Origin of the sequence: Enterococcus sp. BWB1-3, from assembly GCF_016745275.1 — a bacterium.
GTDB lineage: Bacteria > Bacillota > Bacilli > Lactobacillales > Enterococcaceae > Enterococcus_L.
Map to the genome: position 1 here is coordinate 95764 of NZ_JADOEP010000009.1, position 23898 is coordinate 119661.

Here is a 23898-nt window from a genome sequence, read left to right on the forward strand (position 1 = left end):
TTGGGATCAGCCTTGAAAAGTTCTCAACCAGCACCATACACAAGAAGGCTCGTTGTCACGCATGTACAAGGCTCAAGCTGTCAATGTCAGTTTTGACATTTCTTCTAACAAATATTCCCAAGGAGCCGCATTTTTCAAGTCCAGCTCTTCATCCAATCCTGGACTCATCAAATTATTGACAGCGACACAGCTGACATGCGAGTCTCCTTGGGAATATGATAAACTTACTTAAATAGTTGAAGGTTACAACACTATCAAAGTTTTTAAGTCTTTTCAATTAAATCACATTTGCTTGTATCCGTTCATATACAAAAAAGACCACGATCACTACTTATTTAACCCCATATACTTTATTTTTTGCAAACAAACTCTTTAGCTTGTTTCATCAATTTTTTTCTTAATTACTGTCAGAATTTCCTGAACATTGTTTCTGATGAAAAAATGATCGCCTTCAAAAATTGTCTGTTCACATTTTGGACCAAGCAGATCGACCCAGTCTCTCAGTTCACTTCTATCTTCATTCACACCATTAAAAATCAATACTGGACATGTCACTGTCGATTTTTTCCAGCGAAATGTAAATTGATTTAATAGCTTTAGATCTTCTCTTAAATAATCTGTTACTAGCTCTAAAAGCTCAACTTCTTGAATAACTTCTGCAGGAATTCCCCCCATCTTAAAGAAAAACTGATTGAATTTCTTTACAGGTGCAGACAAAATAGACTCATAGCTTTTTGCGCGAAATGCTTCAGTTCCTGAAAATATCAAGCATCTGGGCTGCTGCACTGACATCTCCGTCAGCTTATTATAAATATCTGCAGCTACTCTAGCTCCCATACTGTGTCCGAATAAAATGTATTCCTTCGTAAAATCAACATGTTCCATCACCTGTCCCAATGTGTTTTCGATCAGTTTACGCCAAGTGACAGGTCTGCTATAAGCACTTCTCTTGCCTCTCCCATCATATTCAATCTGTATGATCTTAAACTGCTGATCCTCTAACGATAACCACTCTTTATAAGGATTTACGATACTTCCGGCGTACGGAAACATCACTAACTGAATCATCTGCCTCCTCCTAATTTATGCTCTAATTGTTCACAGCCTTGTTGCAGCAGAGACTCAAGCTGATCTGCGTACGCTATATTTTCTGGATATATCAGTACAAGCTGATCTGCATATCTATTGATAACAATTTCGAACCCATCAACCTTAGTCATCGTTTCTATTTGTTTTTTTGCAGCAGCCAATGTTTCTGCAGTCAATTCAAAGGCAGTTTGGTTGTTGATTGAATAGATCTCTTTTGCCATGTAACTATTATCAATTTTGCTAAATTCATCAATCAAGCTAACTTGTGTATCTATTTTTAACTGCTGAAACTGATTCATCTGTTCTTCTACTTCAACTACATGCTCTGTATTCGATCGCTCAAGTAAAATAGGCCATAAGTCAAGATACGAACCGATTGCCTTTGAGAATAGATCAGGCATATATTTTCTATTATCCTGCACGACATACACAGGGATTGCTTGAAAATCATCTATTTGATGGTTTTTTCGAATAATAATCTGTATCAAATACATGATGAATGACCAGTAATGATTTTCGGAGTAGTTTAATACCTTTGCTCCCAAGTTTAATGTCGATAATCGAATAGCATATTCTTGATTTGCTTGATAACTGGATTTTGTCCGGTCTTTCATTTCTTTAAATCGCAACAGGTGATTTTGAAGTCCCTCCAGCTTTTCAATATCTGTAATTTCAGGCAAAAATTGTGTGTACGTATTTTCAGTAATTCGATGATTAGAGATATCTGCAAGTTGATTTTTTAACTGTTCACAAAAAATCGCATCACTATATTTATCCCAAATACTATGAGAGATCAATAAGTGCAGTACAAATTTATCTTCATTGATTTTCGTCAACAGCATATGATGAAGAGCTGTTGACTTCTTATCGAAGAACCCTGTTGTCATGTTTTCTTTTACTTTTTGCAGGAATGTCCAGCGTTCTTCTTCTGTCTTCAAGCTTAAATCAACTATAGGAATTGTGAAGGCTTCATCGAATGTATGCTCATATAAACTATAATCTTCTCCTACTAATTCATAGCTTGTTCGTAACAATGGCTGTTCTTGAATCAATATATTAACAGCCCGAATAATTTTGTCAGGATCAGATGTCTGCAGCTCAAATGGTGCATAAACCAATGTTTTCCGCAAGTTCTTTAAAAATGACTTCTGCATAGCCGAAGGACGAATGGTTTGTTTAATTAATGATTCATCCCATCCCGCAGGAACAAAAAGAACCGCTTCATCCTTTATAGGCTTAGGTTTTTGTTCCAAGAATTGAATCACATTTTCAATTTCTTTCAGAAAATTTCGTTCCAGATCATTAGCGAAACTTTCCGACAGTACCCCTTTATCATACACAATATTACAATTCAAATTTTTATCAACAACAACTAAGTTCACTGCAATCGGCGTTCCAAAATGATTTTGGGAACTGATTTCATTGCCCTGCGGTGCAGGACTTAGTGTAAATATCTGATCTGTTTGTTGAGACTCCTCAAACTCTCCCGAATAATTGAAGGTTATCATTGGTTCTGACTTGTCCAGCTTAGGTACCAGCGTCTTAACAAGACCAAAGCCGATCCCATTATTTGGAATAGCTTTTAATGACTTACTGACTTCAGCAATATCATCCTCCACAATTGAATTCCCAATAGAAAATCCGACTGGATAGGTAATCGTAAACCAGCCGACAGTTCGGTCAATTTCAATTTCCGACGTTAATTGTTCCCTTCCGTGACCCTCAAGCAATATAGAAACCTCTTGATTTCTAGTCATGCCGGCAAGAGTTCTTGCTAGAGCAGTAATCAGCATTTCTTTGACATAAACATTAGGAATGCGATTTTGCTGATCGAATAACCTAGCTGTCATTTCTGTACCAAGCTTAGCAGACAAGATGGATAACTGCTTTTCCCCTTTCGTATTCGATTCTATAGGTAATTGACTTTTTTCAACAATATCGGCTGTTTCCTGCCAAAAAGCACATTCCTTCGCTAAACCATCACTTTTAGCATAATCAGTTAATGCCTGACTCCATTTTTGATAAGACATTGTTTTTAAAGGCAGCTTTATCTGCTGATCATTTAATAGATTTTTATAGGCTGTTTCAAGGTCTTCTATAATAATTTTCCACGAAATCGTATCAACTACCAAATGATGTGCAATCAGTAATAAGAGTGCGTGATCTGCAAATTGAAAAACAACCGCCTTAAATACTTTTCCCTCTTTCAAAGAAAGACCAGCTTGAGCTGTATTGCTTTTTTCTTTTATCATTTGATAGATTTCTGTTGTCTGATCAAGCCAGTCAACTTCCTGACATTCTTGATCAAAAACATGATGCTCTAACTTAAAAGAATCCACAGCTTCAATTGGCTGTACAGATTGCGTCTCTCTATAAATGGCCCGCAGCATATCGTGGTGACTTAGTATTGCCTGTAATGCTTTTTCCAGTTTCCCTTGATTCAAAAGTTCCGTTGGAAACTCAAGCATAATCGATTGATTGAAATGACTCGGAACAGCTAATTCACTTGCAGCAAATTTCAACTGGATCGGTGTAAAAGGAACAACTCCTGTTACAGGACCTTGATCAATCAATATAGTTTTATTACTTTTAAGATTATTACTAAGTTCCTTAATCGTGCGGTAGTGAAGAATATCATTAATCGTTAATGAGTATCCCTGTTCCTTTAATTTTGATACAATACGAATTGCTTTGATCGAGTCACCGCCCAGATCATAAAAGTCTTCATTTATCCCGATTTCTTCAAGGTTAAGGATTTCTTTAAAGATCATCAGCACTTTTGTTTGCTGAGGTGTTTCCGGTCGTTCTTTTATTTCATGTAGTTGGTCGATTGACTGTGCTGGTAATTGATTGACTGCTAATTTTCCATTTTTCGTTTTTGGCAGAGAATCTAGCAGGATGATTGCTTTTGGTATCATATATTCAGGCAGTACAACTCTCAGCTGTTCTTTTATTTGTTTGGGTGAACGCTCATTTGTCATGCTTACATATGCAATCAGTTGTTTATCAGCTGAAGATTCGCCTGCACTTGCAATAACTGCGGCTTCGCTGATTTCAGAGATGTCCAGCAGATGCGCTTCGATTTCTTTCAGTTCGATCCGAAATCCGCGTATCTTCACTTGCTGGTCAATCCTCCCTAAGAATTCAATTTGCCCAGCTTCATTCCATCGAACCAGATCCCCTGTTTTATATAACTTTTTTCCAGCTGCAAGAGGATGTTCTATAAATTTTTCATTTGTCAGTGCTTCATTACCCAAATAACCTCGTGCAAGTCCTTCACCGCCTAAATACAGTTCTCCGGGCATTCCGATGCCGCAAAGTGAATCATTAGAAAAAACCAGCGCTTTCGTATAATTAATAGGACTGCCGATTGGGATCATATCCACTGTGGAGTTTGCAGCATTCGGTATTTCATAGGTTAAGGCGAATGTAGTACATTCAGTAGGTCCATACCCATTAATCAAATGCGTTTGCTGATTGACTTCTTTAAACTTCCTTACATGGTATGCTGACAGCTTTTCTCCACCAATAAGTAAATAATTTAGTGAGGAGAAAACCTGTGCATTTAATGAAACAAGTTGGTTAAATAAAGACGTTGTCAGCCACATTACATCAATGCTGCAATGTTCAATTTTTTCCTGCAGCTTATCAGGATCAACTAAATTCTCAACATCAGATACGTACAGGGTTCCGCCATTTAGCAGAGCCCCCCATATTTCAAATGTACTTGCATCAAAAGTCAAAGAACCGGTTTGAAGGATATTTGGCTGGTCTAAGAAAACATAATTTGGATCTTTAACTAAACGAATAATACTTTTATGCTCGATCATCGTCCCTTTTGGTTCCCCTGTCGTTCCTGATGTGTATATGACATACGCTAAGGAATGTTTCGATAAAGCAGCAGGAGCATCCTCTTTGATTATTTGCGACTCTTTCAAATCGGCAGAAGTTAGCTGCATGATTGAAAAATCAGGATCGTGTTCTTCTACGCTAAAATTGATCAATAACGCTGATTTGCTTTTTTCAATTATCTCTTTGTTTCTCTGCTTAGGATTTTTAGGATCAAGCGGTAAATACGCAGCTCCTGCTTTTAAAATCCCCAAATAGGCCGTAACCGTTTGAATATCTCTAGCAGCAATAACTGCAACAAGGGCTGAGCCGACATTTTTCTCTTTAATTAATGAAGCAATCTTAGAGGATTCAGCATCCAATTCAACATAGGTGAGGGATCGATCTACTCCAGCTAGTGCAACCTTTTGAGGAAACTTCTCAACTTGTGCAGTGAAATGTTTAATGATATTCAATCCTTCAGGGACCTCATCATCCGGCTCATTAAATTGAGTCAGAATTTTTTCAATTTCATTATGTGCTAAACAAGAATAGGCTCCAAGTGTTTTTGTGGGATCTGCTAAAATATCTCCCAGTAATGTAACAAAATGTTTCTGCATTCGCTCAATAGTTGATTTCTCAAATAGACTGACATCATATTCCCAGACTAGTTCTATTTGATTTTTCTCACTGCCTAAATTAAAGGTCAAATCAAATTTTGCGACTTGAGAATCTCTGGGAACTTCAGTCAACACACTATTTCCCAAGGTTGTATTCATTTCTCCATTGCTTTGATAATTAAACAGAATATCAAAAATCGGATTTTTATTCTCGCAAATAGGGGCTTTTACATCCTCAATGATCTCTTCCAGCGGATAATCCTGATGGTCAAATATGCCCAGTAATTTATGCTTGATCCGTTCTAAATATGTGCTAAACCTTTCATCCGGTTGGAGTGTATCATTGATCGGCAAAGTATTGACAAACATCCCTAATAAATTTTGAATGTCAGGATGATTTCGTCCTGACACCGTTGTTCCGATGACAACATCCTTGCTTCCGGAGTATTTAGACAAGAAAATCATAAAACAAGCAATAAAAATCATATAATTTGTTGTACTTGCTTTTTCAGCCAAAGCATTCAGTTGACTCACTTGTTCAGAGGATAAACTGGTACTGACCGTGTCTCCTAGATATTCACGCTCTTTGGGGCGCATATGATCATAAAATAATTCAAACTCCGGCAGTCCATCAGAAAATTGCTCCAGCCAAAATTCTCGACTTAAATGTTTGTCCTTTTTTCTATGCCAGGCACTGTAATCCTTATATTGCAGCTTGATCGGCAGAAGTTTTTCACCATTGTACACACGCTTCAATTCTTCCAAAAAGATTCCCATTGAACCACCATCCATAATAATATGGTGAGCATCAAAAAGTAAATAGCGTTCGCCTGTTGCAAGTGTGCAGTAGCACACTCGCAACAAAGGCAGCCTATCGATTTCAAAGGGGCGGATGAATTCCTCGATGATGGTAGATAAAGGTGTAACTGAATCTTCTATTCTTTCAACCGTCAGCCAGTATTTTTCTTCAACAATTTGTCCGAATTTCCCATCAATCATTTGAAAATAGGTTCTTAACACCTGATGCCGTGCAATCAGTTTATTAAGCGAGTCCGTCAGCTTATCTAAATCCAATGGACTGGATAACTGAAATGCGATGGGGATATTGTATGTGGTACTTTTTCCCTGAACCTGTTCAATTGTATAGATTCTTTTTTGAGCCGAGCTCATTAAATATTTTTTACTCACCATTATAACTCCTCATCATCTACTATCTCGATACTCTCAAGTATCAAAGAATCTGTCACTGCTAATTTTTTGACCTTTTCTGCTAAATGTCGGACATTTTTTTCCTGAAGAATATCACTTAATGGTACTTTTACAGCAGATGCTTTTGAGATACCGTTTGCTAATTGAACAGCTTTTAAAGAATGTCCGCCCAGCTCAAAGAAATCATCATTGATCCCTACTCGATCGACTTCTAATATTTCTTCAAACAAACTGCAAATCATCATCTCCATTTCATTTCTTGGTGCTTCGTAGGTGCTGTTTTGCTCTTGTTTAGGTTCAGGTAAAGCTCGTTTGTCAATTTTTCCTGCTTTTGTCACGGGAAGTTTCTCCATTATCGTGATAAAAGACGGAACCATATAATCAGGCAATGTTTGTTTTAATTGCTCTTTCACTTCAGGCACCGTAATATTTCCATTTGTTACAATATAGGCACAAATCACTAACTCATTGTTAATCTTCCTGGTAATCACACAAGTATCCCAAATAGAAGGGATCAGACCTAAGTGATTTTCAATCTCACCTAATTCGATTCTAAATCCGCGAATCTTCACCTGTTCATCTATTCTTCCAACATACTGAAGCTCTCCATTTTCCTGCCAACGTACCAAGTCTCCTGTTCGATACATTTTTTCTGTCGGCATCACTGGATTTTCAACAAATTTTTCTGAAGTTATCTGCTCATTATTTAAATAATTTAAAGCTAAATTATCACCACTGACACATAGTTCCCCCAGCATACCAATTCCACACAGCTTTTCCTGATGAAAAACAAATAGTTGGGAATTCGCAACAGCTTTACCGATTGGAACTGTTTTATAGTGCTGATTGTTCACCTGATAAGCAGATGCACAGACCGTTGTTTCTGTTGGACCGTATAAATTATAGAGAGTCGTTTGTCCGTCCGTCATAACTTGATAGAATTTTTCTACTAATGCCATTGTTGTTGCCTCGCCAGCAAGCCCTACTTTACTTAACTGACTGATTTCATCCTGACGATTATTTTCTTCTGCAAATTCCAGCAGCATTTTGAAAAGAGACGGCACGGTAATTAAGATTTTTTGATCTAATTTTTGCAGGAAACGATCTGGATCATTTTTAACTTCATCGGATATGATCTCAAGTGTTCCGCCTGTTAAGCAACCAGCAAACAATTCAAACACTGAACCGTCGAAAATCAAAGAAAATTGCTGAAGGATTGTCTGATTTGAATCCAGTTCAAAATACTCTTTTTGCCAATTCACTAAATTCATCAAAGAAGCGTGTCCGACAGTCACTCCTTTAGGCTGACCAGTGGTTCCTGAAGTATAAATCACATAGGCTTTATCATCCGGCTCCACTTTAGGTAAAGCAACAGTCAACATGGAGTCATTTTCCAGCTCATCAACAGTATACGCAACTGAATGAACTGCTGGAAAACGTGATGGCTGCCCTGTCTTACTTGCATCAGCAACAATTTCGATACCGCTATCTGCTAAGATATAAGCTATTCTCTCCTCCGGCAAAGTTGGCGCCAAAGGAATATATGCTGCTCCTGTTTTCATTATTCCATAAATTCCAATAACCATTTCCGGCGTTCGGTCACAATACAATCCGATATAGGCTGCATCTTTTGCGCCAGCTTCAAGAAGGCGTTGCGCCAAACAGGTTGACTTAACTTCTAATTGTTTGTAGGTTAGCTGTGTTTCTTCAAATACAACAGCAATCTTATCCGGCTGCATATCAGCCTGTGCCTTTAATGCTGCTAAAATCGTCGGGTAGCTTTGATTATTGCATTTTTCCGGATTGAATCCCCAAATTACTTTATCCTGCTCAGCCTTACTCACTAATGAAAAATCACCACATGTCAATAGGTTATTCTGCGCCAGTTCTTTTAGTCCGCACACAACTCTGGATAAAATATATTCAGCTTCAATTGTTGTAAACAGTCGTTCATCAAACATCAATTTAAAACTCAGCTGCTCTGAAGAGCCGACACTTAGCGAAATCGGATAGCTTGTCTGTTCACGATAATCTTCCATTTCTCCCAGAAAATCAATAAAATTATCTGCTTCTTGAACGGCATAATTTTCAAAAACAACAATTGTTTGGATTAATTCTTTCCCTAACAGACTTCTGTTTTGAATTTCTGATAGTGAGCAGTACGTATGGGCATCACTTTCGATCGATTGTTTTTGAAGCTCTTGAACAATCGTCACAAATGGATCAGTTTCCTTATTTTTAACTCTGACTGGTATTGCGTTGATAAAAAGCCCTACTGCCTGCTCGATCCCATTTAAGGGCATGTTTCTGCCGGAAACCATCTTTCCAAAAACAACATCACCAGTATGATTGTACCGTTGTAAAACCAATCCCCACATAGCTTCTATGATCGTATTCATTGTTACACTGTTTTGGTTGGCAAATTTTTGGAGGATACTGGTTTCTTCACTTGAGAGTGTCTCAAAAATTGCTCTAACTTCAGCATTATGGTCGTTTTTAGGATACATTCCTGTGAACCCGGCCTGTGTTTCATATTCCTCCAGCAAAGTTTCCCAATATGCCAGACTGGCTTCTTTATCTAGTGCAGTTACTGTCCGAGCATACTCCTCATAAATTGTATCCGCTTCAGTTGGTGCTAAACGAACATATTGATTCCCATTTTCCAGAGAAGCATAGAGCTTCATCCAGTCATTCAGTACGATCGACAAACACCAGCCGTCCATAATAATATGATGGAACGTAAAGATCAGGCGTTGACATTCTGGCATTTCTACTAAAGTTACTCTAAATAACGCTTCTTTTTCCAGATCGAATCCTCTATTGACATCAGCAGTCTTGAACCGAAGGTATTCAGCCTCAGCATCTTCTTCTTTTGAAAGATCATAATAATTACTTTCTAAAAGACGACCGGAGTAAATTACCTGACGTGGTTCTTTGATATCTTTGTATAGGATATTGGTTTTTAATGCAGGATGTTTTTCTCCAAGCTGTATTAGACTTTGTGCTAAAATCGTTTGATTTATTTCAGCATTCACATCGTATGAACATTGAATGACATAGCTGGTCGAAGTCTCATCTAATAGTTTGTGATAAAGTAATCCTTCCTGCATCGATGTTAACGGGATGATTCGCTGAATGCCTCCATTACCAATCTCAACGGCACGTTCTTGTGCCGTATCGAACTCTGCCTGACTCCATGAAAGTTCTCCCAGATCAGAGGCCGTCTTTTGTGTTTCACCTCTGGTTACACAATAGTTAATAACTGTTGAAAGTTCCTTTTGATACATCTCGCTGATAACAGATACTTCGTCAGCTGATAAAAACGGCTCTGCATAAACCAAATCCGTCACTAATTGATCGTTTTGAAGATAGCAGTTAATAGATAAAGGGCTGCCGATTGAATTCTCTGAAGCACTATCATTTATATTCGCAATCTCACTGATTGAAAATATTTGTTCATCCTCTTGGATTGCTCCCAGCTCTCCCAGATAATTAAACGTCACATCTGTTTTCTCGTTTACGATTTTGTCAGTGTAATTAGTTAAAAGTCCATAGGTTATCCCTTTGTTAGGAATTTTTCTGATCGTTTCTTTCACCAGCTTGATTGATTCCGGTAAGGTATCTTCAATCATGAGAACTAACGGATACATTGAAGTAAACCAACCGATCGTCCGATCGACAGAACCGATTGAATCAGATAGTTCACGACCATGCCCTTCCAATGTAAAGGAAACAGTCGAACGTTTAAAGAAGTGCCCTAACGTAGTTGTCCAGGCGGTCAATAACAAATCACTTAGCTCAGTGGAAAAGGCTTTGTTTGCAGAAAAGCGCAGCTGTTCCGTTTCAGCTTTCCCTACTGTAAAGGTAAAGGTGTGCGTTTGTGTTTGTATAGAGGCGTTCATTTGATCAAAAACAGTTGACTCTGTTACTTTTTGATTTATTTCTTGCCAGTAAGTTAAATCTTTGCTGATTTCATAACTTTTAACAGCTTCCTTTAATCCTTCACTCCAAGAAAGATAAGAAATGGTTTTAGACGGAAGCTGAAGCTCGTGCCCCTTGAGCAACTGGTTGTAGCTGCTATTTAAATCTTCGATAAAAATTTGCCAAGATACTGCATCTACGATCAGATGATGCATCTGAACCCAAACATAAGCAGCTGTTTTTGACTGAAACACTAATATTCTAAGCAGCGGCGACTGATTAAACCTAAATTTTGCTTGAAAATCAGCACCGATCGTTTGAATTTCTTCAGATACATCCATATGCTCTTCGCTTAATTGAAAGAAATGGATAGTGTAGTTCTTCCCTTTTTCCCAAGGCAGGATCTTCTGTTCACTTTGATCCACACACATTCTCAACAAGTCATGGTGATAAACAAGCCCATCTAATGCTTCTTGTAAATAGTCTGTATTCAATACCTGATTCGTTTGTAAAATCATTGACTGATTAAAATGTTCCGGCTTGTTTAAATGACTTGAATAGAAAAACGATTGAACAGGTGTAGGGCTGACAGTGCCTGTGACCATTTCCTGTGTTAGCTGCTGCGTGTGTTTCTTCATTTTTTGAGCAATTTCTCTAATTGTTTTAGCCTGCATGATTTCCTTAACAGTTAGTTGATAATCCAGCTCACGGGCTTTTGAAACAATGCGGATCGCCTTGATCGAATCCCCGCCCAACTCATAAAAACTATCTAAAAGATTAACCTGCTCCAGCTGTAAAACCTCTTTGAATAGTCTAAGTGCCAGCTCTTCTTTTTCAGTTTCCGGCTTCAAAACATTTTTTTCATGCATAAATACTGGTTCCGGTAATTGCTTTTCATTCAATTTACCATTTGCCGTTATCGGCAATTGTTCTAAAAATATAAAATAATTCGGCACCATGTAGTCCGGTAATTTTTGCTTCAAATGCTCCTTTAACACATTTTCAGATGTTATTTCTGCTACTACATATGCACATAGATGCGTCGTACCATTTAACTTCTTTGTTACAACAGCTGCTGATTTCACATTCTCTGCCTGTAATAGTGCTTGCTTTATTTCAGCCAGCTCTACCCGAAATCCACGGATTTTCACCTGATTATCCAGCCGTCCCAGATAATCTATCGAACCGTCTGCACGATATTTCCCTAAGTCTCCTGTTTTGTAGATTATCTCTCCATCAAGTGTTACAAATTGTTTTGCTGTCAACTCAGGTTGGTTCAAGTAGCCTCTTGCAACACCTTCGCCGCCAATACATAATTCTCCCGGCAGATCAATTCCACAGAAGGTTTGTCCATTCATCACATAGATTTTTGATCCTTTAATCGGCTTACCGATCAATGTATCCTGATTATCCAGCTGCTCTGAATAGCGATAATACGTTGCACACACCGTTCCCTCTGTCGGACCATATAAGTTGCGGATTATTGATCGGTCTTTGCCTGTGATCTCGACAAACTTGCGAAGCAGATGATTGGTTACTTTTTCTGCACCTATATACACTGCTTGAATTGTTGCAAAAGCTGCAGCACGGCTATTTTCTTTTGTGTAATCCAATAAAGCCTCTAAAAACGTTGGAACTAATAGAAAATGCGTCACATGATTTTTTTCAAAGATATTCAGCAGCAGACCAAAATCATCCTGCTCTTCAACCGATAAAAGCTGTAATGATGATCCTGAAAGCAACGCTAAGAAAATTTCCCAAACCGAAGCATCAAAAGTATAAATGGCTTTTTGCAAAATAATACTAGTTTCATTTATCTCTGCTTCTTTTTCCTGCCATTTAATCAAATTCACTAAGGAATGGTTTTCGATCATTACTCCTTTAGGTGTTCCCGTACTTCCTGATGTATAGATGATATAGCTGAGATCTGTTGCTTCAGCTTGCTTACGAGTAATAGAAGCTTTGGAACTATTTTTAAAATCAAAAATTGTCGGTTTACAATCAAGTTTGTCAGTAACAGTCCGCTCAATTGTTGACGAGCACAAGACGGCTTTCGCCTGACTATTAGTTATCATATAGTTTATCCGTTCAATTGGTGTTGTCGGTGTAATAGGCAGGTATGCTGCTCCTGTCTTCAAAATCCCCAATAGCCCAACAATCAATTCCGGAGAATGAGCAACGATCAACGCTGCAACATCATTTTTTCCAATCCCAGTTTGTTTTAGCTGATTGGCTACAGCATTTGCCCGCTCGTTCAACTGACTGTAAGTAATTTGTTCTTCTAAATAATACAAAGCAGTCTTATCTGGATTTTTCAGCACCTGGTTTTCAAATTGATCAATAGGCGAAACAAAATCAGAGGGACTTATCAACTCTTGGGACCGATTGAACGCTTCTTTGATCTGAAGAAGCTGTTCTTTTTTTAGATACTGAAGTGTAGACACAGGTTCTGCTGGGTGAGTCAAAAGATTTTCCAGCAGTACATTAAAATGTTCTGCTAACTGCTGGATCGTCTCTTCCTTAAACAGCCCTGAATGATACTCCCAGTTAATTGTATAGTCTTCAGCATGTTCAATTAAGGTAATCGTTAAATCAAATTTGGAGACTGCTAATTGAATTTGTTCAATTTTTGCATACTGTCCGCCCATCTGGATCATTTCATCATAACCAACTTCATAAGAAAACATCACATCAAAAATCGGATTTTTAGAAGAATATTCTGCAATTTTTTCATATGGAACATCCTGATTTTCAAAGACATCCAAACTCTTATTTTTGACAGCTTCCAGAATCTCTAAAAAATTTTTTTGATGATCCACTGTTTCAATGATTGGTAAAGTATTTACAAACATTCCAATCATATCTTCTGCTGAAGGATGACTCCTACCTTCAGCAACAGTTCCAACTACAACTCGGTCTTGACGATTCAATTTGGAAAGAAAAATCATCAGTGTTGTTAAAAACAACGTAAATCCGGTTGAGCGAGTCTCTTTATTCAGCTCGTCGATCCTCTTTTTGATAGAGCTGTTGATTTTTCGTTCTACATGATGTCCTGCAAACGCTTGATGTTGATGTTTAAAATCAATCGGCAGTTCTGTTTCCGGCAACGGCTCAAGGAATTCTTCCTGCCAAAACTCTTCTTGCTCTTCAATATCCAAATTATTTTGCCAAGCAGAAAAATCTTTGTAATGAAGCTCTACCGGCTCCAAGGCATCTCCATCATATAATGCACTAAACTCTTTTAGTAAAATCCCTGTGGAAGCACCATCAGAAATAATATGATGCGCATCAATCATCAAAAGTGTAAGCCCGTTTTGGTCTTTTCCCAGCCCCATTCGAATCAATGAGTCTTTTTCCAAATCAAATGGACGTACAAATTTTTTGATGACCTCCGCACTCGTTTTCCCATCAATCATTTCAACTTGTTGTTTTTTTAAAGGATAGATACACTGTATGAACTTATCCTTTTCAAGCAAAAAGTTTGTTCGAAGTGATTCATGACGTTCACATAAGTGATTGAACGCTTCATTTAAACGAGAATAATCTAACGCTTTTTCAAATGTTAAAACAAGCGGCATATTATAGGTAAGACTTGATTCCCGAGATTGTTCAAGTGTAAATATTCGTTTTTGGTTGGAACTCATTAAATACTTTTTACTCATCTAAGCACTCCTCAGCGGCTTTTAGCAGTGGTTTAAAGACCTTTTTATTTTTTTTCTTGATAATTTTGGCAATATTTTCCACATTTTGTTCTTTCATAATATCTTTTAACGACACTCGTAAACTAAATTCTTGCTCAATTCTTCGTGATAATTCCACAGCTTTAAGCGAATAACCGCCAAGCTCAAAGAAATTATCAGTCACTCCAATATCCTCAATGTTCAGCACCTCTTTGAACAATGGCAACAGTTTAGCTTCGTCCTTCGTTTTAGGCGGAACAATCGCCGTATTGTATTCAATCGGTATAGCTTGTAATGCTTTCTCATCCAGCTTTCCATTATGATTTGCTGGTAACTCTTCAATTTGTTTCATAAAAGTCGGAATCATATAATCTGGAAAGACATCCTTCAATTCAGCAGAAATCTTAGAAATATCTATCTGTGTATCACTTATTAAATAGGCACAGATTTGCGGACTGCCCAGACTTTCATTGACAATCACAGCTGCATTTGAAATAGTTGGCAGTTTTAGAAGCTCTTTTTCGATTTCTTCAATTTCGATTCTAAATCCACGAATTTTAATCTGTTTGTCGATCCGACCAAGATAATGGATTCGCCCATATTGATCTACTTTACCTAAATCACCTGTTCGATATAATAATTGACCTTCATTGATCGTACTTTGGAGCATCCTTTCCTCAGTTAAACGCTCTGATCCTGAATATTGCTTAAAGACACCCATTCCGCCAACACAAATTTCTCCTGCTACATCTATTCCGCACAGCCTGCCTTCATTCATAATATAAACCTGTGTATTTCTGACAGGTTTCCCAATCGCAATACGATCAGCTAAATCTTCCTGACTTACTTCATGGAAAGTTGCACAAACAGTTGTCTCTGTTGGTCCATATAAGTTTGTAATCTTAGTTAAGTTTTGTTTGCCGTTCGTTACTTCTGCATATTTCTCTAATAGCTTCACTGTCAAAGCCTCTGCACCTAAATAGATTTTTTCCAAACCATCAAATGCATCAGTTAAATTTTCTGCTTTCATATAATCCAAAATAGAATCAAAAACGGTCGGTACCATCAATGTATGTGTAACCTGTTTTTCTTGAATGATTTGGAGTAATTTTGCATAATCCTGATTCTCTTCTTCTGAGATCATTTGAAGTTTTACTCCTGAAAGTGTTGCTAGGAAGATTTCCCAAACAGAGGCATCAAAAGAACAAGTAGCTTTTTGTAACACAACACTATGGTCAGTAATATTCCCCTGCTCTTTTTGCCATTCAATTAAATTAATCAAACTACTGTGCTTGATTTCAACACCTTTAGGATGTCCTGTACTGCCTGATGTATAGATGATATACGCACAATCTTCAGCCGTACCGTCCAAAGGTAAATTCTCTTCTATTCTATCTTCAGCTGAAACAAAAATTGTTTTTAGATTTGATCGCTGAACTTCTTCATTCGTCAAGATTACTTTTGTATGACTGTTTTCTAAAATATATTCAATTCGTTTATTCGGTAATTCGACATCTATTGGCAGATAAGCTGCTCCAACTTTTAAAACACCATAAATTGATGCAACAAATTCGATTGAACGATGAAACAGCAATCCAACTACATCTTGTCTGCGGACCCCTGACTCTTTTAATTTTTTGGCAACGCCATTCGCCATTTGATTCAATTCCGCATAAGTGACCTCTTTGTCCCCAATGCCAACTGCAATGCGGTCAGGGTATTTCTTTACATTTTCCTCAAACCAGGAAGCAGCTGTTTCGTGTTGTAACAGCGTCAATGATTGTGTATTAAATGTATGACACAATTTTTTTTCTTCGACTGGATCAATCATTGAAAGCTCACTTAATGAACGATTCGACTCTTCAAGTACATGGGTAAGTAGCATCACAAAGTGTTCTAATGCTTTTTTCATAGTCTCTTCTTTATACAACTTGAAGTCATAGTCAAAATTTAGCAGAACCTTTTCAGGATGCTCTTTGACCGTCAATGTCAAATCAAATTTTGCTGTAGTATTGGGCAGTTCATAATGCCGCAGCACTGCATTGTCTAATAAATATTCCTGATCCTCCAATTTTTCATAAGAAAACATAATATCAAAAATTGGGTTGCGTGTTTGACTTGATTGAATTCCAAGTTTTTCGACTAATTTTTCAAATGGATAATCTTGATTTTTAAATACGTCAAAGAAATTAACTTGTACGTCTTTAACAAACGCAGCAAATGAACGTTCCGGATTAATTTCTTGTTTCAAAACAACTGTATTTACAAACATACCCAGCATATTCTCTAGATCGGGATGATTTCTTCCTGAAATAGCTGTTCCTATAATAATCTCTTCTTTTCTCGTATACTTTGAAAGTAGTAAGTCAAAAATAGCTGTATAAAAAATATAGTTTGTGATGCCGTGCTTCTTTCCAAAATCTTGAATTTGTTCTTTTACACTCGCCGGAAGAGTAATAGATACACTATTTCCGATAAAGTTTGCATCAGAGCCTCTAACAAAATCAGTTGGAAATTCCGTATTGAGTTCCGCATCTGCCAATTTGTTCAGCCAAAAATTCTCTTGTTGCTGGAGATCTAACTGGTTTTTCCAAGAGCTATAGTCTTTGTACTGAATTTTTATATCCCTTCCTTGTTCACCGTTATACAACGCAGTAAGTTCATTAACAAAGATCGGAATTGATTCACCATCAAAAATAGTATGGTGAAAATCAACTACCAAAGCATGCTCATTGGGTGAGAAAGTAAAAACATGTCCTCTGAGTAATGGTCCTTCAGCTAAATCAAATGGCTGAATAAAATCAAAAACTGCTTGATTTAATGTATCTTTTTTAATCGTTGAAACGGATATTGGAATCGCAGCTTCATCAGCAATCGTCTGGAAATAGTTCCCGTCTTTAAAGATGAATGAGGTTCTCAGTATTTCATATTTTTCACTTAGCAGCTTCATTGAATGTTTCAAAGTGTCGAGTGAATACGATCCTTCAATCATTAACACAACTGGAATGTTATAAGTTGTGCTGTTTGTTACTGCTTCTTCTACCAATAAAATACGATTTTGTGCTGAACTCGTCACTAAACTGTTCCCTTTTTCAATCGGCTGGTAAGCTTCTCCCAGTTGTAATTTTTGGGCAATTTTCTCAACAGTTCGTGCTGTCATAATTTCTTCTAAAGATAGTTTAATTCCTGTTACAGCTGCAAGTTTAGTCGACAACTGCATAACTTTTAATGAGTGACCGCCCAGCGCAAAGAAATCATCTTTCACTCCAACTTTATCAAAAGCTAAAATATCAGAAAATGTATCACAGACAATACGCTCTGTTTCATTACGTGCCGCTGCAAATCCAGGCTCCTCTATTTTTTCCGGAGCAGGCAACACTGATTTATCGATCTTTCCATTTTTATTAAGCTTAAATTTCTCCATGTTCATGATTACTTTCGGAACCATATAATGCGGCAGTTTTACTATCAAATCATGACGAACTAATTCAATATCTGCTGTACCTTCAAATTGAACGTACGAGCAAATCTCTTTTTGACCATTTTCCTCAAAAATAATCGTTATTGCATTACTTACATAAGGGAATTGTTTGATTACAGTAGTGATTCCCTCCAGCTCTATTCTAAAGCCTCTAATTTTCACTTGATCGTCAATACGTCCAAGATAGTCAATCGAACCATTCTCAAGCCAACGCACAAGATCACCTGTTTTATACAATCGTTCATTAGATTCTGAAATAACAAATTTTTCATCTGTGCTCTCTTTTAAATTCAAGTATCCTGCTGCTACTCCAGCACCGCCAAGGTAAAGTTCGCCTGGAATCCCTATTCCACACAACCGACCGTCTTTCATTACATAGGCAGTGGTATTTGAAATTGGTTTCCCTATAGGTACAATCGTTTCTATTTCATAATCAAGTTCTTCAAATAAAGAGAATGTCGTATTCTCAGTCGGTCCATAAATATTGCAGATGCTTACACTTGGATTAAATTTCTTAAATCGCTTGATTGGTGCAGAAACAATTTTCTCTCCGCCGACAAGAATTCGTTTAAGTGTGCTGAATGCTTTCGGATAAAGCTCAACAATATTTACAAATAATGCTGTAGTAATAAATAATGTGTTGATTTTGTTCATTTGGATCACTTCTTCAAGCCGTTCGGGATCAAGTAAAACATTTGTCGTCGTCATGAACAGCTCGCCGCCATTTAATAACGCACCCCAAATTTCAAAAGTGCAGGCATCAAATGTCAGTGAGCCGGTTTGTAAAATACGGCTATCATTAAATTCAACATAGTTTGTATTTTTAACCAATCTCAAAATATTTTTGTGTGTAATCATAACCCCTTTTGGAACACCTGTTGTACCTGAGGTATAGATAACATAGGCTAAATCTTCTGCATCAATTTGAGGCAGTTCTCCTTTGGTTGTCCCTTCATCAAATGCATCTGGTGTGATTACTTTATAGTTTTCCACTAATTGCTGATCATTTATTTGCTGACTCGGATCACAAATCACTTTACATTTGGCAGCATCAAGAATGAACGCGGTTCTTTCTAACGGATTATTCACATCAATCGGCAAATAAGCTGCACCTGCTTTTAAAATACCTAAAAAGAAGATGATCGTTTCTACTTTACGATCAGCCACCACTGCAACTAAATCGCCTTTAATGATACCAACAGCTTTTAAGTTATACGCTAAATTTGTCGAAAGCCGGTCAAGCTGTTCATAGCTTACCGTAATTCCTTCAGAGGACACTGCTGCTTGTTTTTGATGCATCGGCAAGATACTATTAAATAGATCGATAACTGATTTCTTATCAGGAAAATCCTCTTTCGTTTGGTTGAATCCTTTTTCAATCTGAATACGCTGTTCAGCGGTAAGAAAATCACAGGTTGAAATCTGCTGCTGCGGTGCAGCTGCAACCGATTTAAGCATTTGACAAAAATGAGTCAAAATATGCATTGCCCCTTGCTCTGAATATTTTTTACTATCAAACAGTAAACTAATTGCAAAGGTCTCACCTTCTTGAATAGATAATGTAAGGTCGTAATTCGTCTCTTCTCTAATTCTTTCTAGCGTAAATAAGGGTGCTTGTATTCCAGCTTGAGAAGCATCCTCATAATTTTCAAAGGCAACAATTGTCTGAATCAATTTATTTCCTAATTTATTCTCATTTTGAATTTCACTCAGTGGATATAAATCATAGTTTCCGCTTTGATTCAGTTGTTCTTGTAAATTAGCAGCAATCGTTGCAAATGTCTCATCCTTTGCATTTTTTACACGAACAGGAATAGTGTTGATAAATAATCCGACTTTATCCTCAATATTGCTGATTGGACTATTTCTTCCTGAGACAACTTGTCCAAAAACAACATCCTCAGTGTTCGTATAGTTTTGCAATAAAATACCCCAAGCAGATTCAAAAACAGTATTGACTGTCACATTTAATTCTTTTGCTAAAGAACGAATCTGTTGTGTTACATGCAGATCAAGTATTTGACCCACTTTATTTTCTTTTGCCTCAACAGTGGTGACCGTTGTCGGTGAAATGTCGGCAATGGTTGTATAGTCCTCTAATAAAGTCTTCCAGTATTCTTTAGATGCACGAATATCCATATTTTCCAAATAATGAACATGCTCAGCGTGAGTATAGTCTGGTTCAAATTCTGCCTTGATATTTTTATCACTTTCACCTGCGAGTAACCGATCATAAAAAGATTTTATGTCCGACAATAAAATCGAATTACACCAGCCATCCATAATAATGTGATGGAAAGTCATAATCATCTTAACGCTGCTTTGGCTGATCTTGACCAACTTTACACGAAATAGTGCATCATTTTCAAAATCAAAACCACCTTGAACGTCCTCTTGTTCAAGCCTTTTCAGCTCTTGCTCCTTAGCTGTCGCCTCTGATAAATCAATCATTTCGCAGTCACAAACAGCAAACTGGCGAATCACTTGCCTAGGTATACAAACATCCTTATAAATAACGTCCGTTCTTAAAGCACTATGCTTTTGTACAAGCAAATCAAGTGCTCGTTTAAATAATGATAAATCAATCATGCCTAATTCATAGGTCGACTGAACAATATATGCACTGGCTGATGCTGCCTTTTGCTCATGGAACAACAGCCCCTCTTGAAGAGGCGTCAGTGGATAGATTTTTTCAATATATGCATTCCGTGTTGTGAATGCTGCTTCTACTTTTCTAAATTCTTCTTCATCCCATGCTGTCTCGCCAAAATCAGAGGCTGTTTTTTCAGCGCCTACTTTATTTAGACAATGATTGACAATAGTTGTTAATTCCTTTTCGAACACTGTCTTAAGTTCCTTGATTAAGGACTCGCTGCATTGAGATTTATCATAAATAAAAACAAACGAAATGATTCCATTATTCAACGAACCATCAATAGAAATAGGTGTTCCAAAATGATTATTTTCAGAAATTTGAGCACCATACTCTACTGTATTTATTTGTATATTATAGTCAGAAGCTTCTTTTTCAAAATCACCAAGATAATTAAATGTTATTTCTGTCTGGACACCGGCAAAGGTCTCATCGTAGCAATTTAGAACACTATAGCCCAATCCATGATTGGGAATACGGCGTAGATTTTCCTTCACCTTTTTGATATCTTCTTGTAATTTTCTGCCAATTTCTGTACAAACAACAGGATAAATCGTTGTAAACCAACCAATCGTTCTGTCAATATGAATTGGCGTATGAATCGGCTCACGTCCGTGCCCTTCCATTCGAATACCGATAGTATCAGCATTTGTCAAGTTTCTTACGGTTCTAAAAAGTGCCGTTACAAGCAAATCATTGATTTCTGTATTGTATGATTGGTTTGAATGAAAAATAAGATTTTTCGTCAATTCTTCAGATAATGATATCTCGTCATATCCAGTTCCCTGCTGATCTTGCGGCGTACACAAAATCGCATCAGATTGGTTAACTTGTTTACTGATACTATCCCAGTACAAACGCTCTCTTTCCAGCATCTCTGATTTGCTGAATTCTTCCAATGTTCGACACCATCTAGAAAATGATGCTGTTTTCAATGGCAGCTGAATTACTTTTTTCTCCAGTAATTGTCTGTAAGCTGTGTTAATATCCTCAACTAAAATACGCCAAGAAATACCATCCACCATTAAGTGATGAACAATCAAAGAAATATAATTCTTTTGGTCTGTCCTGAAAATGACTGCCTTAATTAATGGTCCCTCTGCTAAATTTAACGTTGATTGAACCTGATCACTTATGCTTTTCATCTGTTCAAAAACAAATGACTCTTCACTATCAGCTAAATCAAACATTAGCAGTTCAAAAATAGTTGGATTGTCTGGTTCTTTAATGATCTGTTCTCCATTTTTATATACAGCTCTCAATAAATCATGGTGATTACAAACTGCCGCTAGTGCTGCTTCAAAATCTGCTGCTCTCAGTTCTTCACATTCCAACAAAAATGTTTGGTTAAAATAGGCCGGCTCTGGAAGATTACTGTCAAAAAAGTATTTTTGAATAGGAGACAATGGACTGACACCAACGATCGTCGGCTCCAATATTTCAGACTGAATCGATTTGATATGCGGAGCTATACTGCTGATATTTTTCTCAGCCATAATTGTCGGAACACTCAATTCATAACCTGACTCCCGCAATCTTGAAACAATTCTAATTGCTTTGATAGAATCACCGCCGACTTCAAAGAAATTATGATTGCAGCCAATATTATCGTTATTTAATACACTAGAAAATGCAGAAATAAGTACACGTTCTTTTTCCGTTTTAGGTTGAATAATTACTCTAGAATCAATCATTAATTCTTCTTCAACAGCAGGAAGCTGACTTTTATCTAATTTCCCATTATTATTTACTGGCAGCACTTCGATGCGTACAAACCTTTTGGGCACCATATATAGCGGCAGTTTCTTCTCTAAATACTCTTGCAGTTGTGTTTCTTGATAATTTTCTTTGGAAACAAAATAAGCAATCAATTGATTTTTTTCAGAAACAATTACCGCAGCATCATCGATCTTTGGATAGTCAGCTAAAATATTTTTTATTTCACTTAATTCAATTCTTAGCCCATTAATTTTTACTTGCTCGTCAATTCGTCCTAAGTATTCTAAATTCCCATTTTCCTGCCATTTTGCCAAATCACCTGTTCTATATATTTTTCCAGGTAGACCAAAATAATTGTCAACAAATTTTTCTTTTGTCAGATCCGGTCGATTCAAGTACCCTCTTGCTACACCCAATCCACCGATACATAGTTCTCCTGATTCATTTACTCCACAAATTTTATTTCCATTCATGATATAAATTATCGCATTATCGATACCTTTACCAATTGATACACTAGACTGGTCTCCCAATTCTGCTAAATGAAAATATGTTGATCCAATTGAAGCTTCTGTTGGACCATAAAGATTGTAAATGTTCTCTTTTTCTAAAGAGGTCAATCGGCAAATTTTTCTAACTAAAGGCTCTTCCAATTTTTCTCCAGCAATGTAGAGTATCTTTAAACAGGATAAGTATGCTTGTTTTTCTACCTCAGCTGCATAATCTAAAAGGACTGAAAGTACTGTTGGGATCATAACCATATGGGTTACCTGATTCTTTTGAATAATATCTAATAGCAGACTAAAATTATTATTCTCCTGATCAGTTAATAATTGTAATTTCACTCCACCCAGAAGCCCCAAAAAAATTTCTCCAACTGCTGCATCAAAAGAACAAGTCGCTTTTTGAAGCATAACACTATCTTCATCAAATTTTGCTGTTTTTAACTTCCATCTTATAAAATTCACCAATCCTTTGTGCTCAACCATAACACCTTTAGGATTGCCGGTTGTTCCCGATGTATATATCACATACGCCAGTTGATTCGGTGAGTAGGATATGGTCAATTTCTGATCACTTTCCCTCGAAAAATCAGGATAAATAATTTTTTTATTTACGATTTTTTTGTATTTTTCTCCCAAAAATATATCAGTAATTATTTGTTTTACATTGCTATCTTGAATGATATAACTGATTCTTTCTTCCGGATTCTCTGGGTCTATTGGCAAGAAAGCAGCTCCTGACTTTAGGATACCTAAAATCGTAATGATTTGTTCAATTGATCGATCCATGATAACACCGATTAGGTCTTCTTTTTCAACACCAGATTCTGCAAGGACTTTTGCAACATAATTTGCTTTTCGGTCTAGTTGTTCATAGGTTATTGTATCATTACTAATACCAATCGCTTTCCTTTGTGGACATTTCCTGACTATCTGTTCAAACCACATTACTAAGTCAATTTCTTCGTGTTCAACATGCCAATTCGGATTAAAGTCATAAATAACTTTATCATAATCCTTCTTTTGTAAATCGTTAATCAACGTAGTTTCCAACTCCCATCATCTATTTTTCAAAAATAAAAAATATTACAAACACCCAATCATTTCTACTCTATCAGAAAACATGTGAATAAAAACGCATGAATATTCATGTATTTCAATTCAAATTCTATTAAAATTTCATCAAAATGTCAAA

At 36.9% G+C, this 23898-nt stretch carries 4 protein-coding genes; all 4 read right to left on the reverse strand.

Annotation, left to right across the window (positions count from 1 at the left end; genetic code table 11):
- Positions 1-372: 372 nt before the first annotated feature.
- From IW492_RS08520 to IW492_RS08535, 4 genes are read right to left on the reverse strand one after another with little or no spacing between them, the layout of a single operon-like run.
- Entirely contained in the window at positions 373-1068 is a 696-nt protein-coding gene (locus IW492_RS08520; protein WP_202067189.1) for a thioesterase II family protein, read from the reverse strand.
- Positions 1065-6725, reverse strand: a complete 5661-nt coding sequence (locus IW492_RS08525; protein ID WP_202067190.1) for a non-ribosomal peptide synthetase — start codon at positions 6723-6725, stop codon at positions 1065-1067. Before IW492_RS08525 ends, IW492_RS08520 begins: the two co-directional genes overlap by 4 nt.
- Before the next feature lie 2 nt (positions 6726-6727).
- Positions 6728-14329: a non-ribosomal peptide synthetase gene (locus IW492_RS08530; protein ID WP_202067191.1), complete on the reverse strand. Its 7602-nt coding sequence runs from the start codon at positions 14327-14329 to the stop codon at positions 6728-6730.
- Positions 14322-23744, reverse strand: a complete 9423-nt coding sequence (locus IW492_RS08535) for a non-ribosomal peptide synthetase (RefSeq protein WP_202067192.1) — start codon at positions 23742-23744, stop codon at positions 14322-14324. Before IW492_RS08535 ends, IW492_RS08530 begins: the two co-directional genes overlap by 8 nt.
- Between the last annotated feature and the right edge of the window lie 154 nt (positions 23745-23898).